We start from the raw sequence: 16279 nt of genomic DNA, 5'->3' as shown, positions 1-16279 counted from the left end.
GATACTGATGAAGAAACTACTGAAGCAGAAGAAGAACTTGACATAGATGCATTGATGAATGAAGTTAATGCAGGAGCTGAAGAGGAAGCAGAGGATGAGATCGAAGATCTTGATGCGACATTCGATGAGGAACTGGATGAAGAGTTCGGCGAAGAGTTTGGTGTAGAAGAAGATGAACTTGACCTCGACGCACTGGCAAAAGAAGCAGGGGTAGAGACTGAAGAGCTTGAATTACCTGAAGATTTAGAGGAATTATCAGAGGTAGCAGCTGAAACCGAAGAGGATGAGATTGAAGATCTTGATACAACATTCGATGAGGAATTGGATGAAGAATTCGGCGAAGAAGAAGTTACAGAAGAGGAAGAAGACATCTCTGCACAAATAGAAGATGCTGTAAGTCAATTAACACAAGAAGAACTTGACAGTGAAGTGGAATTTGATATAGATTCACTTTCATCAGATGAGTTAAAACTTGCACTAGGTGAAGCTGTTGCAGAGGAAGTAACAGAAGAAGATGAACTTGGTGAAGAAGTTGTTGAAAATCTAGATGAAGAACTAGAGCAAGAGAGTGAAGAGGTGGTACAAGAGGCTGCAACCGATGGTGTTGAAGCTCTTAAAAACCTGTTACAAGCACTTACGGATAAAAATGTAGCAGCATCTATGAAAGGGATGAAAATCAGTATCAATATAACATTAGGTGAGGATAAATGAGTAGTATAAACGGTGCAGTATTAGTACTTTCTGGCCCAAGCGGGGCAGGAAAAAGTTCTTTGATAAATGAGATCTTTGATGAACTTGGAAATTGTTATTTTTCAATCTCAACGACAACACGTCCTATGAGACAAGGGGAAGTGGATGGTGTACACTATCATTTCGTAAGTGAAGAAGAGTTCAAAAAAGATATAGAAGAGGACCTTTTCCTGGAATACGCGGTGGTGCACGGGAATTATTACGGAACTTCAATCAAGCCTGTAAAAAAAGCATTATCAGAAGGAAAACTTGTGATTTTCGATATTGACGTACAGGGAAATACGGCTATCAACAACCGTTTAGGTGACATTACCACTTCCGTATTTATTACACCACCTAGTTTAACTGAACTAGAAACAAGACTTCGCAACCGTTCTACTGATGATGAAGATGTGATTGAGCGTCGTATTAAAATGGCAAAAAAAGAGATTCAACGTGTAAGCGAGTATGAATACCTTCTTGTTAATGATGATCTCAAAACTGCGGCAGAAAAATTATTATTAATTGCAAAAACGGCAAGATTTAAAAAAGCAAACGAAGAGATCAACGACTTTGTACAAAAATGGGAAGATTTGTAAAAACTGCTATCATAATTTTTATTGATAAGAGAATATAAATAAAAACAGTGATATAATCACAAACTTAAAAACTATAAAGGATATAACTATGGGTATGCCAAGCGGAACAGAACTACTGCTTATATTTGGAATCATTGTACTTTTATTCGGAGCTAAAAAAATACCTGATTTAGCAAAAGGTTTAGGAAAAGGTATCAAAAATTTTAAAGATGAAATGAAAGATGTGAATAATGAAGTAGCATCTGAAGAGCCTAAAAAAGTTGAAGGTGAAACTACAGAAGTAGCATCTGCATCTGAAACTGAAGCTCCAAAAAATACTACTACACAAGCGTAACAACATTGAAACAACGTGTAGCAGAGATACTTCGCGATCGTATTGGTCGTGAAGTAGTTTTAGAAAAACCTCGTGATCGCTCTTTTGGTCACTTCGCAACTCCAATAGCTTTTTCATTAGCAAAAGAACTAAGAAAGTCACCAATGGTGATTGCCGAAGAATTGGCAAACTCTTTTGAAGACACGGATGTATTTTCATCAGTTGAATCTGTAAAAGGGTACTTAAACTTCCGTTTAAGTGAAAACTTCTTAGCAGAGTATGCTTCATGGGCATTAGAGAATCCTTCAGAGTTCGGTACACAAGAGAAAGCGCAAAAAGTGCTTTTAGAGTTTGTTTCTGCTAACCCTACGGGACCATTACATATCGGTCATGCTCGTGGTGCAGTATATGGAGATACTCTTTACCGTTTAGCAAAACATCTGGGATATGACATCACTGCAGAATACTATGTAAACGATGCGGGAAATCAGATCGACTTACTTGGTCTGTCTATCCAGTTATATGCAAGAGAAAACATCTTAAAAGAGAATGTTGAATATCCTGAAGCATATTATCGCGGTGATTATTTAGAAGCTTTGGCTGCAGGTGCAGAAGCGAAATTCGGTCGTGAAATCTTTAGTGATGAATCACGTCAAAAAGAGCTTGCAATGTGGGCTAAAGATGAAGTGATGAAGATCATCGTAAAAGATCTTGGCGATACAAACATCTTCTTCGATACTTTTGTATACGAATCAACACTCTATGATGACTGGGATAGAGTTATGGCTAAGATGGGTGATGGTGTTTACAAAAACGACGATAAAACATGGATCGCATCAGAAGCTAAAGGTGATGAAAAAGACAGAGTTGTAGTTCGTGAAGACGGACGCCCGACTTATCTTGCCGGTGATATTGTATACCACAACCAAAAATTTGAGCGTGGATATGAGCACTACATCAATATCTGGGGTGCTGATCACCATGGATATATCCCTCGTGTAAAAGCTGCTGTTGAGTATCTAGGATACGATAGTGAAAAACTTGAAGTACTGCTTTCTCAAATGGTAAGTTTACTCAAAGACGGTGAGCCGTATAAAATGAGTAAACGTGCGGGTAACGTAATACTTATGAGCGATATCGTTGAAGAGATCGGTTCTGATGCTTTAAGATATATCTTTGCAAGTAAAAAAAGTGATACGGCCTTAGAGTTTGACCTTAGCGAATTTAAAAAGCAAGACAGCTCAAACCCGATTTTTTACATTCAGTATGCACATGCAAGAATTAAAACACTTTTAGAAAAAGCGGAAGTATCTGCTGAAGATATCGCAAATGCAAGTTTGAAAAATCTGGATGAAAATTCAGATACTTTACTTTTTGATGCACTTTTATTACCGGAAGTGATCGAAGATGCATTCCATTCTCGTCAGATTCAAAAACTGCCGGATTACTTAAAAGCGCTTGCTGCATCTCTTCACAAGTTCTACTACGATGTACGTATCATCGGAACTGAAGATGAAGCAAAACTGCTTAAACTTCTCTCAGTTGTTGCACTGAGCATTAAGACTGGTTTAGGTCTTATGGGAATTGAAGCAAAAGACAAAATGACTAAAGAAGACGACTAGTCTTTCTTTAGCTCTGGGTAGAGTTTATATACCTCATTTAGATAAAGTTTCGGTACTTGAATGAGTATCGGATTTTTATCTTTATCCAACCACTTTAAAATTTTTAACAAATCTTTTTCTTTCATAGATGTACAGCCAACCGTCGGATGGTTAGGACTCTTTTGGATATGTAAAAATATACAAGAACCCCTTTTTTTAATCTGCTGTTGATTGTGTACGACAGTAAGACCGTACTTATACTGCTCGTCATCTCTTTTCATATGCTCAAAACTTTGAATCCCTTTGTCAAAGTTCACAAAGCGGTTATAAAACTTCGAATCTACATCATCCACACAAAGAAGCTTGTCATCTGCATAGAGGTAAGGCAGCTTGAGATCAATTTGTTTTTGATACCCAAAAGCAACGCCGAGTTGAAAAATACCGGCAGGGGCTTTTTTATCCCCTTCCATTTTTATGGGTTCACTTTTTTTGTGTGGAATTTCACGCACACCAAGTCCCCAGCCTAAACCGTTTTTACCAATATTTACATCAATATTTTCAAAAACTTTTTTAGAATTTTCATAGGCAGAAAGCTTGGCTTTAGAAGTGTTAAAATCATTACTAATTACTAGTAAGATTTGGGAAGAAAGTAAAAGCATTGGGGAAAAAATTGCAATTAAGAAAACTTTTATCATAAAGTATGGTACTATTAGGAAGTTTTGAATTTCATTAAACGGAAAATATAATGGCTATTTCAGTAAAACAGGCTACAGAACAAGACACAAAATTCCTTGCACAGATGATCTTAAAGAGTTCTCGTGCAGGTAAAAAAGTGGGATTATTTGACTTCCTCTTTGAGATGGGATCAGATGCCGAAGTTCTGGAAAAAATTGAAAAACTTACAACGACCACTTCAAAGAGCCATTGCCATTATAAAAACTTTTTAATCGCTCAAATAGATGGGAAAAATGTCGGTACATTATGCAGTTATGAACCGAGAATCTCAAACCAGGAAACATTTATCAAAGCCTTGGAAGAGATAGGGTGCTGTGAAGATGCAAACGACATTTTAGCGCCGTTTTACGAGTGTAGTTTCAATATTAGAAATTCTACTTTAATGTTTGATTTCATGGAAGAGTTAGACGACTTTGTTGATGTAGGTGTTTTAAAAGCACTTATGCAAAAGTCACTTCTCAATGCAAGACTTAGAGGCTACAGAAGAGCACAGACAATCATTGAAATCGGTTCACTTGAGACTGAAATGTTTTATAAAAAACTCGGCTTTCGTTTAGTGGAACAAAAAGAATGTGAAGAGTATAGAGAAACATTCGGACGCAACGGTATTATGCTTTTTGAAATCGAATTTTAGGATTAAACGATAGAGCCTACATACCTCTCAATTATCCCTCCCGTATTAGCAATTTTTTTAGCACTATATACAAAAAATGTTTTTTTATCATTATTCGGTGCGATTCTTTTAGGAGTCTTAATTCTCCATAACTTTGCTTTTATTAACAGTATAGAAGCGTTTACAGATTTGTTTATGATGCTTCTTAGCAAAGGCTGGATACTCAAAACTCTGGCATTTGCAATCCTCGTGGGAAGCATTATGGAGATTTTAGAGCGTTCGGGTGCAATAGAATCGTTTGTAAAATACATGACACTCAAACGCTCAATCGTAAAGTCACCTCGTTCAGCTTTAGTGATTACCTATATGATAGGTGTCCTTATCTTTATAGAGTCTTCAATCACTTCACTTATTGCAGGTGCGGTAGGGAAACCGCTTTGCGATCGAGAAGGGGTTAGCAGGGCGAAATTGGCTTACGTGTGTGATTCTACTTCTGCACCTATCTGTTCACTGCTTTTATTTAACGGATGGGGTGCATTGCTTCTCGGGCTAATAATAACGCAAGTTGAAAGTGGCATAATTCACGGCAACAGTGTAGAGTTTTTAATTGATGCAGTGGTATTTAACTTTTACTCCATGAGTGCATTGGCAGTGACTTTTGCGGTTATATTTTTCGGCCTTTATACAAAAGGGATGCAGAACTCTACGGTACATGAGTACAAACTCAAAAACAACGACCTTAAAAATGCGAATATCTGGCAGATGTTGGTTCCTATTTTATTTTTAGTGTTATCTATTTTTGCTTTTTTATTTATTACCGGTAATGGCGATATCTTAAAAGGAAGCGGTTCAAGCTCTATCTTTTATACAACTCTTACGACAATGGTGTTTATGTTTATTTTTTATGTTCTGTTTGGCAGAATGAGAGCAAGAGAGTATATGATAGCTTCTGTAAAAGGAGCAAACAAACTTTTTCCTATTGCTATGATTTTACTGTTTGCTTTTGCGATCGGAGAGGTGACAAGTGAGTTAAAAACAGGTCTTTATCTGGCATCATTTGCAAGTGAAAACATCAACGTCTCTTTTTTAGCTGCGGTGATATTTGTCTTAAGCGGGATTATCGCGTTTTCAACGGGGACAAGCTGGGGGACATTTTCTATTATGATCCCTATTGCAGTTCCAATGGCAGTGGCACTTGATGCAAACATCCCTTTAATAATCGGTGCTGTGATCAGCGGAGGGGTATTTGGAGATCACTGTTCTCCGATCTCAGACACCACGATAATATCCTCTTTGGCAAGCGGATGTGATGTCGTAGAGCATGTCAATACACAATTGCCTTATGCACTTTTGAGTGCTCTGATTGCAATTGTATTTTTTATAATTGCTTCGCTATAGAGACATATTTGCTTCTGTATTCCTCTTTTAGCATTTGTTTTAATTTTGCTGCTTCTGGTGTATTCGGATACATATTGATAAACTCTCTGTAAAAGTTAATATTTTTTGAGCGCTTAGCTTCCATATATGCTTCTTTGGCCTGAAGTTTATTGGTTTTTAATTTGAGCGACTTGTAATGTAGTTTTCCATTTGTAAAGCTAAATGCAATACTAGGAATAAGCCGCTCATCTAAAAGCTTTTCTCTCATATCTGCATATTTTGATTCAGCTAGTTTGAATGAAAATTTCGTTTGAAAATCGTTTGTTGTAGAGTATACAATCCCCTCTACTTTCTTTGTTTTTTTATTGTAAGTGATGTTTTTGAGTTTAGGATCGCCTAAAAGTATTTTGATCGCTTTTTCATTGGAGTTTAGAAGTGTATAAAGCTCTTGAAATTTTTGACTTATCGATGAATTTGAATATACGATATTGTCTATTTCTGAATCTTTTGATTTTACAGGTGTTACGAGTGCTATGCTTGTCGGATTGTTGATGGATGTAATATAGTTACTGACTGAACTGTTATAGAGCTGTTTGTTCTTTTTATATCCTAGAGCTTTTAGGGTTTTTGCATCTTTATAAAGAACAGGGACGTTCATTTTCACAATATTCCCTTTATCCCATATAAGCTGGAAATATTGTTGATAATGTTTAAACGGGTTGTTTAGAACTATCTCATTTTTTGTAGGGAGTCTCCAGTCATCGTTCATAGTATTGATAGAGAGCTTATGAAGATTTTGGTAGAAATCTTTTAGAGAGTCCTGTTTTGATTTTTTATAGAGCACTAATGCATCCGGAGCTCTATAGATGATGGTGTCTAGTTTTGTTCGATCTATGCGCGGCCATTGCGGAGAATCGGCTGCAATTGTTTTGGTTAAAAATTTTTGAGGTTTGTATTTTTGAACATAATCTACATAATCAGACGGCAGTGCCCAGATCAGTTCTGTTTTTGGATCGTAAAGGGTATAAAATTTCTGGTGGTCATATTCCCAAGAGAAGTTTTGAATAACTGTTTGAGCTGAGAGTGTAATTTTTAATGTCGTTGGTTTTTCAACTTGCACCCATTTATGATATGTTTGAAATCCTTGCTTGGAGACGTCAACAAGATAGTTCCCCTTTTTAAGCTCTATGTGATCATGATATCTCTCTTTTATATTCATGATTCTGATTTTTGCACCTTTTGGAGCAAGAACATAAAGGGAAGGGGAGAGTTCATTATGTACAGTAGATTCTTCTTGTTTAGTAGTAGCAAAGGCAGGTTCTTCTATAGCTGGCTGATGTTGTGCAGAACAGCCTAGAAGAACAAAGGTACTAAGTAAAGCAAGAAGAAACCGTGACATTTTAACTTCCCAGATAGTAGTTGATAGAGTATCTCATATCTTCATCCAGATTTTCCATGCTTTTTAACATCCAGCGCAGATAACCTGAGTCTTCAGCTGCCACCTCTTGAAGAGTTTTGTTTCTGTATTTTCCAAAACGGAACATTTTTACAAGGATAGGCTCTTTTGTAAGGGCTACCATCTTTTCAACAGGGTTTTCATTTGGAAATTTTGCCTGAACCGCTTCTCTTAGCTTTGTTAAAAAGAGTTTTAAAACGAGTACATCACCGATCGCATCGTGCGCTTTTACAACGATCCCTAAAGCATCCGCCTCTTGTTTTTCTTGTTTATATAGACCCATTTTATAGCGGAAGTATTGCAGTCTGTGTGCATCTTCATCTTCAAAGATATGTTTTGCCACGCGAAGTGTGTCGATCAATTTCATTTGCAGCGAAAAGCCCTCTTTTTGAAGCATCCCTATGTCAAATGGAGCATTGTGAATGATCATATAGTTATCAGGTGTATTTAACTCTAAGAGTCTTTTATAAGATGACATTTCCGTACATAAAGGTTTCCCTGCGATCATCTCAGGCGTAATACCGTGAACTTCCATCGCAGGGAATTTAATCTCTATGTCGCTAGAACAAAACTCGTTATGCACCTCTGTCTCTTTACCGCCAAGTACCAGGTAACCAAGTTGTATGATGCGATCTAGCTCGTCTGTTCCCGTAGTTTCAGTATCTAAAATTATATATTTTGCCATTATCTGTTTTTCTCAAACTTTACCGTAAATTTTTTTGTCGTATTTGCTTTGACTGGAAGTATAAATGTAACTAAATTTCCCTTAGTATAAGTGTATTTTTCTTTGGAATATACTTTTGCAGAACGTTCTTTATAAAAAGGTATACGCAGGGTAACAGTTTTCTCCTCTTTTGAGCTGTTTTTTACGGAGTATTGAATAGCAGAACTTATGTGGTGTTTTTGCTCATCTCTTTGCAGGAGTGTCTGCATAACTTCCAGATCGAACTCTTTGCCGATGCCCAGATGGAGTGTTTCATTTTTCGGTGTGTGGTTAATGTTGCTCTCACCTAACAATATTTTTTGCCCGTCCAGTTTTCCATAGACTCTTACTACCCCTTTTGGAAGAACCTGTGCACCATTTTGAAAAGAGACTTCCTGCATCACACTGCTTTTTTGTTCTCCGTGGAGATAGAGGGGATTTTGTACAGTTGAGATGTATTCACGTGCGATCTTCAGACTCGGTAATGACAGGAACTTGATCTGCGTTTTTTCATTGTTTGGAAGGTTTACTTTAAAAGGGAGTTTGTAGTAATGGTACCCTGAAAAAGATTGTTCTTGCGGCATCATGTCACTCTCTGCCAGTGTTGCCATTGTTTTGTAAGCTATCGGTGTAGGGTTTTGCACAAAATTCACATCCCCTGCCAAAAAAGCTAAAGAGCTGTTTTTAAAACTTTTGCCCGAGCGGTTGTCAATGTTAAACCAGCCGTCAAGCTCGCTCGAGTCTTTTTCAATGTTTAGAGTATAGCTGTTGTTAAATGAGATATTTGAGATCAGATAATCCAGTTCTACATTGTCGTGGAGATCTTTTTTTGTTTTTACGTTCCAGATGAGTGAAGGTGTCGTTATGAAGTTTTCTGGAAAATCTTTAAAGATGATGTTTTCAAACTTTACGGGGATGATCTCATTGTCCATACTTTTTACTAAAACAAAAGGGGCGTTAGCAGATAAAAGAGTCGCATTGATATGTCTGTGTTCGGAGAGTTTTACTCTTACCTCTTTGTTGAGATACACTTCGAGCATTTTCTGTACGGAGAGTTTGTCGTATCTGTACTGCTGAGAAGTAAGTGAAACACCAGAAGGGAGTTTAATGTTTACAGAATCTGTATGAATAGTGCTTGCAACATTGTCATACACTATTTCAGTGTCGTTTTTTTGTAAAGAGAGTTCTCTTGTTTCATTTACGAGAGCTTTATTGTTGTTGTAAATAACCAAGGAAGAGCTTGTCGGTTGATGAGAAAGAGTTGCACCGAAACATACAGATGTGAAAAGTAAAAGTGAAGTTGCAATTTTCATAAGAGTACCTTTTGTCAATTGAATCATTAATAATATACAAATTTATAATATATATTAGTTTTCAGCCATATCCTTTAAAAATTGATAACCAAGATCTGTTAAACCATCATCGTAAAAACCTTCTTGTTCCAGATCGTTAATATAAGCATCTGGAAATTGATCTTTCACTCTATCAAAACGTCTTTTTATATAAGGTTTTGAACCTTTAAGTAAACGATCTTCACCTATTACATTTATAACACGAGATCTTGTAAATTTAATTAATCTTTCATCGACATCGAAATTTTGTTGTTTTTTATTTAATCGTTCAACGAAAAGGCGTCTTTTCATTTTACTGAGTTCTTTTTGTGCTTCAGTTAATTCAGAGTCTTTTTCTTTTAGTTCTTGCATTACTCGAGATTTTTCTTCTTGTTGTAAATTTGAACGTTCTATTAATTGTTCAATAATTTCATTTCTTTCAGTAATAACCTTTGCCATTTCAGTTTTTTCAGTTTCGATTTTTTGTTTGGTTTGTTCTACATTGTCTTTGGGGATATCGTTATAATGTTGTAAATAATCTCTCATTGAAGTATAACCTTCATCTAAGTTTCTTAAACGTTCACCAAATCCACTTTCTATTTTTACAAGTAATTGTGCAATGTCCTTGGTGAAATTGTATGTATTGTCATAAAATGTATTGCTTGTTTCTGTTGCTTTAAAGTAAAAAAGTGCTGCTAAAGCTACTGAAAATAAAGCTAAGAGAAGTGATAGTAGTGTTGGAAAATCCACAGTAAGACTTATGGGAGTTATATATACTTTATAAGAAAATACACTAACGATACATAATGTAGATAGTGCCTTGACCCATTCCCATAAGCCAGCTTGTTTTGTTTTGTTGTCATTGATTTTGTCTTTCATATATTTTAATCCTTATAAAATAAAAAATTATATTTAATGAATATTATATAGAGATTTACTTGATATTAGCTAAATAAATAAACACTAAAAAAGTTAATTTAAATGATAAAACTATTGTGCTTTTCTTACTCCATGATTTCAATTTTATCTATATAAAATCCAAAACCCACTACACTTATAATAAAAAAGCAGGATAGAGCGTGATCGAAAATCCTTTGGTATATTTACTTACACTGGCATTGATTGCAAGTGGGTTTTACTTTTTAGAAGAGAAGATAAAACACAAAATATTTACATACCTTCCCTCTGTCGTGATGATCTACGCTTTTTCTATGTTCTTGGCAAGTATGGGTGCGTTTGCACAAAACGATGCGATCCACGATATTTACAAACTTGCAAAAACAAACCTGCTTCCTGCTATGCTCTTTTTGATCCTTTTGCAGGTTGATCTGCGCGACTTTGTAAAACTCGGTAGAAAGCTTCTGCTGGCGTATGTTTTGGCGGTGGTTTCGATCGCAGTCGGTTTTATTGCAGTGGTGTACCTCTTTGGGTTCGACAAAATGATCGCAAGCTCATTTGGTGCCTTGGCGGGAAGCTGGATGGGCGGAACTGCAAACATGGTGGCGGTGGGTTCTGCACTTGGTGTGAGTGAAGAAGCCTTTGGGTACGCGCTTGTTGTTGACAGTGTGAACTATACGATCTGGGTAGTTTTTTTACTTTTCTTGACGCCGTTTGCATCTTACTTTAACAGATGGAGCAAGGCACAAGACTCTTTGCAAACTCTAGGTTCTATTGGCTGTTCGTGTACGGTGGGGGCGAAGCGGTACTGGTTTTTGGTTGTGCTTGCGATCGCTATCTCGTTTATCTCACAGATGTTAGCTACCCAGTTTACTATTTTAAATACCACGACAACCATAGTGGTACTCGCTACCGTTTTTGGAATACTCGGCTCATTTACAAAGTTAAGAGAAGTTGGAGGCTCGGCTGAGATCGCAACGACAATGCTCTACATCTTGGTAGCTCTCATAGGTTCGCAGGCGGTGATCGAGAGTTTTTGGAGTGTCGGGTTGTATGTCCTTGCAGGTTTTATGATCTTGGCTATCCACTTTGTACTTATGGCACTCGGGGCGAAGCTTTTTAAACTTGATCTTTTCTCGATCGCAGTAGCCTCACTCTCCAACATCGGCGGAGTAGCATCAGCACCTATATTAGCCGCTACTTACGATAAAAAACTGGTTGGCATTGGAGTGCTTATGGCAATAGCCGGTTACATCATAGGGACGTTTGGCGGACTTTTTGTCGGTAATGTTTTAATAGGGATCGCACAATGAAAATAGTTTCTATTACTACAACAAGAGAAAGTATCCCTTTAAAAAATCCTTTTAAAACAGCTTTGAGAACTGTATATGATGCAGAGTTTATCCGAGCGAAGATTGTTTTTGAGGACGGAAGCGAGAGTTTTGGAGAAGCTCCTGCAACCAAAGCGATAACGGGAGAAGATTTAGAGAGCATTGAGCAAAACATCGCGGAGGTGACGCCGTTGCTTCTCGGGCTTGGCAGCTCAGAAGCATTGCAGGCTCTGCACGCATCTTCGATCGGCTCTTCCTCAAAAGCGGCACTCGACATGGCTCTTTTTATCCAAGAGGCTATAGGCAATACTAAGCCGATAGAAACAGACATTACGATCTCACTCGGCACAAAAGAGGAGATGCTGCAAGAGGCGCAAAACGCAAAAGAGCAAGGGATAAAACTCTTTAAAGTAAAACTGGGAAGTGACATTGCTCACGCTATAGAGGTCACACATACTCTGGCGGATCAGTTTGACGAAGTGCAACTGCTCATAGATGCAAATCAGGCGTGGAGTGTCGCACAGAGTTTGGAGTATATCGAAGGGGTAAAAGACCTAAGCTCGATAGCGTTGATCGAACAACCCGTAACGGCAAAAGATTTGAAAGGATTAAAAACAGTCTCACAAAACTCACCGATCCCTATCCTTGCAGATGAAGCGGTATTTTCTTTTGAAGATGCGAAACATATCCACCAAAACAACATTGCCCAGATGATAAACATTAAACTGATGAAGTGCGGCGGTGTGAGTCAGGCTATTAAGATTTTGGAGTATGCAAGGGAGCATAACATAACTTGTATGCTCGGCTCTATGATAGAGGGACCAATCTCGATCAACGCGGCTGTACAGTTGGCATTTAACTACCGTGATGTGATCAGGTTTGTTGATCTTGACAGCCCTTTGCTTTACAAAGAACCGTCAAAACTTCTTAGTTTCCGTTTCGATCGGGGTGAGGTTTTTGTGCTATGAATCTTAGCCACAGATAACCGCTCAAACCTGCTAAAAGCGAAGCTGTTAAAATAGCTATTTTTGCTTGGAAAATATAAGGTTCATTGCCGTAAAAAGCGAGTTCGGCTACGAAGATACTCATAGTAAAACCGATCCCGCCCAGCAGTGAAACACCAAAAACCTGACTCATACTGCTGTTATCCGGCAGTTGGGCAATTTTCAGTTTTGTAGCTATGTAAGAGACTCCCGCTATCCCCAAGACCTTACCAAATACCAGTCCTAAAATAATCCCTAAAGAGATAGGTTCCATCAATGCTTCGTCCACTTTAGAAAAGTTGATGCTGATACCTGCGTTTGCAAGAGCAAAAAGAGGAATTACAAGTAAACTCACAGGGAGATGCAGTACCTGCTCCAGCCTTGCAGAAGGAGATTGGATAGAGTCAATTTTCTCCGACATGTTGATAAGAAGCGCTTTTTGTTTCTCATGCAAAGAGTAGTCGGTTGCAACTGGATAGCTGTCGTACTCGTCAAGATTGTTTTTTATGTGGTGTGAGAAGTCATCTGGAGTGTATTTCGGTTTTGAAGGGATTGCCATTGCTGCAATAACACCTGCAATCGTTGCATGAACACCTGATTCAAGCATAAAAAACCACAAAAACATACCGACAAGGAAGTACGGAAGAACCGCATGGATACCAAAGCGGTTAAAAGAAACCATAATAAGAAAACTAGCCCCTGCCAGTATGAGTGGAGCAAGGTGGATCTGCTCTGTATAAAAAACAGCGATAACCACAACGGCACCCAAGTCATCTACGATCGCAAGTGCTATTAAAAAAGTAACGAGAGAGGGCGATACCCTTTTATTTAGCAGAACCAGTGCACTAATTGCAAAAGCGATATCTGTCGCCATAGGGATTCCCCATCCGTTTTGGCTGTCAAGTCCGCTGTTTACATATATATAGATCGCAGCAGGCACAACCATTCCGCCAAGTGCGGCAAGGATCGGCAGAATTGCAACACGTACGTTTGAAAGCTCACCTACCAGGATATTTCTTTTTATCTCAAGACCGATTAAAAAGAAAAAGATTGCCATAAGACCGTCGTTGATCCAGTGGTGGATAGTATGAGAGAGTTTCCAGTCACTGACATTGAATGATATTTTTAGATGAAAAACATTTTCATAAAACTCATAAAGCGGTGTGTTTGCAAGTATGAGTGCAACTATTGTCATAAAGACTAAGATGATCCCTGTCGTAGTTTGAGCATGAATAAAATGTTCAAGCGGGGTGGCGACTTTTTGGAAGGTCTTTTCCCACGGTGCGTAAATTTTCATATCTTCTCCTCTCTGATTATCCTTAATTATAACAACTATTTACAACATTATAGGCAACAGAAGAAAAAACTGCTGTATAATCCTTTTTATGAATTTAGAAAGTTTGAAAAATCAGAAAATTTTACTACTTGGAAAAACAAGAGCTTTCTCTTTAGATGAGTTTACCTCACAGCTCAAACAGCACAATATTGAGCTTGTTGATGAGGTAAGTGAGGGAGTGAAGTTCATTTTAGAGGGAAGGGTTCTCAGCCCGTATGAGCAAAACCTCATGAATGAACTCTATGAGCAGTATAAGTATGAGTTTATTGAACTTGAACCTTTTGAAAAGGCACTGGCTCAGACGATAGACGATAACGTGTTACTGATGAGTCTGAAACTTTCAAACGACAAAGCAAGGCTCAAAAGCTTTTTGCAAAACGGGGCGATTTCCGACGGGCTTTTTTTTAAACTGCTGAAAAACTATAAATGGCAAAACGAAGATTTTTTTGAAAATGACGATAACCGTGACGTGACTGCGGCTTTAATTGAACGCTTTTACGAAAACATTGAGAGAAATCACAATGTTCAGTTTGCAACAACGGGACTCATTCATCTGATCTCCCAAACGAATAATGAAGAACTTTTAGAAGCGATCAGTGAGTTAGAGCCGATAAAGTTGCATCCGAAAATCAAAGTGATCCTGGCAACTCACCCGCAAACTCCTAAAAAAGTATTGAAAAGATTTTTAAAAGAGGGTGATGCAATTGTACTTGATGCAATCTATGCAAATCCTAGCCTAGATCATCAGATCGCAAAAACACTTATAGAAGATGAAGAAGCGGCAAAGAAAATCGCGCAGAATATTGTTTTGGATGAAGAGTTGTTTGTACTTTTGAAAGATTATTCGGTTGAACTGGCGAGTAATGTGAGTTTGAGTTTAGAGATGCAGCAAAAGCTTTTAGATCTAGATGATGAAGCTGTCGATAAAAACTTGGCGCAAAACACTTCACTAGATACACAGTTTTTAGAGTCTTTGTATAAAAAGTCAAATGAGTTACAGCAGATTATTTTAGAAAATCCTGCAACACCGAGTACTATTTTGGAAGCTGCATATAATGATAGTAGCAATCACCTCTCACTAGCGAAAAACTCTGCAACTCCACAGGAGATTCTCTCAAAACTCTATGATTTGGGAGAGACGGAGATCCTCTCAGAACTGGCACAAAATGAAAACACACCTGTTGAGTTACTTTATCAGATGCAGCTTGACAGCAGGTTTGAACGTTATGTAAGAACAAATGCAGGCTTCGGAAAGCATATACAAACACAAAATATAGGATGGTTATGAAAGCGACAAGTTTAGTAAAATCGTTAACGGCTTTGATTGACAATAAGGTACCGACTTTTCTTTGGGGAGCTCCGGGAATTGGAAAATCTTCAATTGTAAGACAGATTGCAAAAGAAAAAAATGTTGATTTTATTGATCTACGCCTTGCACTAATGGATCCTACAGACCTTAAAGGGATACCGTTTTACGATAAAGAGAGCCATACCGCACTATGGGCACCGCCTGCATTTTTACCAAAAGAGGGTGAGGGGATACTCTTTTTAGATGAACTAAACTCTGCACCTCCTGCCGTACAATCTTCTGCATACCAGCTTATACTAGATCGCAAGATCGGAGAGTATGAACTTCCTGATGGCTGGGCGATAGTAGCTGCGGGAAATCGTGAAGGTGATCGTGGTGTTACTTACAAAATGCCTTCACCTCTTGCTAACAGGTTTGTCCATTTTGAACTTGATGTAGATGTGGATGACTGGAGAGAGTGGGCGTATAAAGCGGCTTTAAATCCTAGAGTTATTGCATATATCTCTTATAAAAACGAGCACCTTTTTACATTCGATCCGAAAAACGATACAAAAAGTTTTGCAACACCGAGAAGCTGGGAATACGTAGATAAGATCTTAAAAGCAAACGTAGGAAGTGACGTGATCTTAGATACACTTAGTGGTGCTGTCGGCAAAGAAGTGGGTGTAGGGTTTTTGAGTTTTATCAAAGTGATGGACAGGCTGCCAAACATTGAGCAGATTTTAGAAGGGGAGCTGTTTGAATACCCCGAAGAGATAGATGTTCTTTATTCACTTGCTTCGGCACTTGTAAGCGGTGTGTTAAAAGATCAAAGTAGACTGGATAATCTTTTAAAGTACACACTGGAGCTTAAAGGGGAATTTGCGGTGATGATCGTTCAAGACTTGCAAAGACACGGAATTACGATGGAGCATAGTGCCGTGTTTAAAGAGTGGGTGCAAAAATTCTCTTATTTGTTGGGATAAA

15 protein-coding genes and 1 pseudogene are annotated in these 16279 nt (G+C 38.0%); 10 read left to right on the top strand and 6 right to left on the bottom strand.

Going from position 1 to position 16279, the window contains the following annotated elements; all coding sequences use genetic code 11:
- The 4 genes and pseudogenes from P6N22_RS09350 to argS all read left to right on the top strand — a co-directional run.
- Positions 1 to 711, top strand: a pseudogene (locus P6N22_RS09350) (hypothetical protein); the annotation flags it as partial.
- Positions 708 to 1328, top strand: coding sequence for a guanylate kinase (gmk, locus tag P6N22_RS09345; RefSeq protein ID WP_280332341.1), 621 nt, complete (start codon positions 708 to 710; stop codon positions 1326 to 1328). The pseudogene P6N22_RS09350 and the gene gmk, both read left to right, overlap by 4 nt.
- Before the next feature lie 88 nt (positions 1329 to 1416).
- The gene (locus P6N22_RS09340) at positions 1417 to 1662 is read left to right on the top strand and encodes a twin-arginine translocase TatA/TatE family subunit (RefSeq protein WP_280332339.1); all 246 of its coding nucleotides are present in this window, start codon (positions 1417 to 1419) and stop codon (positions 1660 to 1662) included.
- 5 nt (positions 1663 to 1667) lie between these two features.
- Positions 1668 to 3263: an arginine--tRNA ligase gene (argS, locus tag P6N22_RS09335; RefSeq protein ID WP_280332338.1), complete on the top strand. Its 1596-nt coding sequence runs from the start codon at positions 1668 to 1670 to the stop codon at positions 3261 to 3263.
- Here argS and P6N22_RS09330 read toward each other — a convergent pair.
- Entirely contained in the window at positions 3260 to 3937 is a 678-nt protein-coding gene (locus P6N22_RS09330; protein ID WP_280332336.1) for a L,D-transpeptidase family protein, read from the bottom strand. The genes argS and P6N22_RS09330 overlap by 4 nt on opposite strands.
- A gap of 50 nt (positions 3938 to 3987) precedes the next feature.
- Between P6N22_RS09330 and P6N22_RS09325 the strand changes: the two genes are divergently transcribed.
- Positions 3988 to 4611, top strand: a complete 624-nt coding sequence (locus P6N22_RS09325; RefSeq protein WP_280332334.1) for an acyl-CoA acyltransferase — start codon at positions 3988 to 3990, stop codon at positions 4609 to 4611.
- 174 nt (positions 4612 to 4785) lie between these two features.
- A complete protein-coding gene (locus P6N22_RS09320) occupies positions 4786 to 5988 on the top strand; it encodes a Na+/H+ antiporter NhaC family protein (protein WP_280332332.1) in 1203 nt (400 codons plus the stop codon).
- Here P6N22_RS09320 and P6N22_RS09315 read toward each other — a convergent pair.
- The 4 genes from P6N22_RS09315 to P6N22_RS09300 are packed head-to-tail and all read right to left on the bottom strand — an operon-like array spanning position 5969 to position 10336.
- Complete coding sequence (locus P6N22_RS09315; RefSeq protein ID WP_280332331.1) at positions 5969 to 7366, bottom strand: hypothetical protein; 1398 nt, start codon at positions 7364 to 7366, stop codon at positions 5969 to 5971. The genes P6N22_RS09320 and P6N22_RS09315 overlap by 20 nt on opposite strands.
- 1 nt (position 7367) lies before the next feature.
- A complete protein-coding gene (locus P6N22_RS09310; RefSeq protein WP_280332329.1) occupies positions 7368 to 8108 on the bottom strand; it encodes an exonuclease domain-containing protein in 741 nt (246 codons plus the stop codon).
- Positions 8108 to 9439 (bottom strand): hypothetical protein, encoded by a 1332-nt coding sequence (locus P6N22_RS09305; protein WP_280332327.1) that lies wholly within the window; start codon positions 9437 to 9439, stop codon positions 8108 to 8110. The genes P6N22_RS09310 and P6N22_RS09305 overlap by 1 nt, the downstream gene beginning before the upstream one ends.
- A gap of 54 nt (positions 9440 to 9493) precedes the next feature.
- Positions 9494 to 10336: a hypothetical protein gene (locus P6N22_RS09300; protein ID WP_280332325.1), complete on the bottom strand. Its 843-nt coding sequence runs from the start codon at positions 10334 to 10336 to the stop codon at positions 9494 to 9496.
- A gap of 200 nt (positions 10337 to 10536) precedes the next feature.
- Here P6N22_RS09300 and P6N22_RS09295 point away from each other — a divergent pair, with 200 nt between their 5' ends.
- Positions 10537 to 11667: a DUF819 family protein gene (locus P6N22_RS09295; RefSeq protein WP_280332323.1), complete on the top strand. Its 1131-nt coding sequence runs from the start codon at positions 10537 to 10539 to the stop codon at positions 11665 to 11667.
- Complete coding sequence (locus P6N22_RS09290; protein ID WP_280332321.1) at positions 11664 to 12653, top strand: dipeptide epimerase; 990 nt, start codon at positions 11664 to 11666, stop codon at positions 12651 to 12653. The genes P6N22_RS09295 and P6N22_RS09290 overlap by 4 nt, the downstream gene beginning before the upstream one ends.
- Here P6N22_RS09290 and nhaA read toward each other — a convergent pair.
- Entirely contained in the window at positions 12613 to 13965 is a 1353-nt protein-coding gene (gene nhaA / locus P6N22_RS09285) for a Na+/H+ antiporter NhaA (RefSeq protein WP_280332320.1), read from the bottom strand. The genes P6N22_RS09290 and nhaA overlap by 41 nt on opposite strands.
- Positions 13966 to 14053: 88 nt before the next feature.
- Between nhaA and P6N22_RS09280 the strand changes: the two genes are divergently transcribed.
- Both P6N22_RS09280 and P6N22_RS09275 read left to right on the top strand, forming a co-directional pair.
- Entirely contained in the window at positions 14054 to 15292 is a 1239-nt protein-coding gene (locus P6N22_RS09280) for a hypothetical protein (protein ID WP_280332318.1), read from the top strand.
- Positions 15289 to 16278, top strand: coding sequence for a MoxR family ATPase (locus P6N22_RS09275; RefSeq protein ID WP_280332317.1), 990 nt, complete (start codon positions 15289 to 15291; stop codon positions 16276 to 16278). The genes P6N22_RS09280 and P6N22_RS09275 overlap by 4 nt, the downstream gene beginning before the upstream one ends.
- Position 16279 lies beyond the last annotated feature (1 nt).

Source organism: Sulfurimonas sp. C5 (assembly GCF_029872055.1).
In the GTDB taxonomy this organism is placed as follows: Bacteria; Campylobacterota; Campylobacteria; order Campylobacterales; family Sulfurimonadaceae; genus Sulfurimonas.
This window is presented reverse-complemented; position numbering and strand designations above follow the sequence as displayed.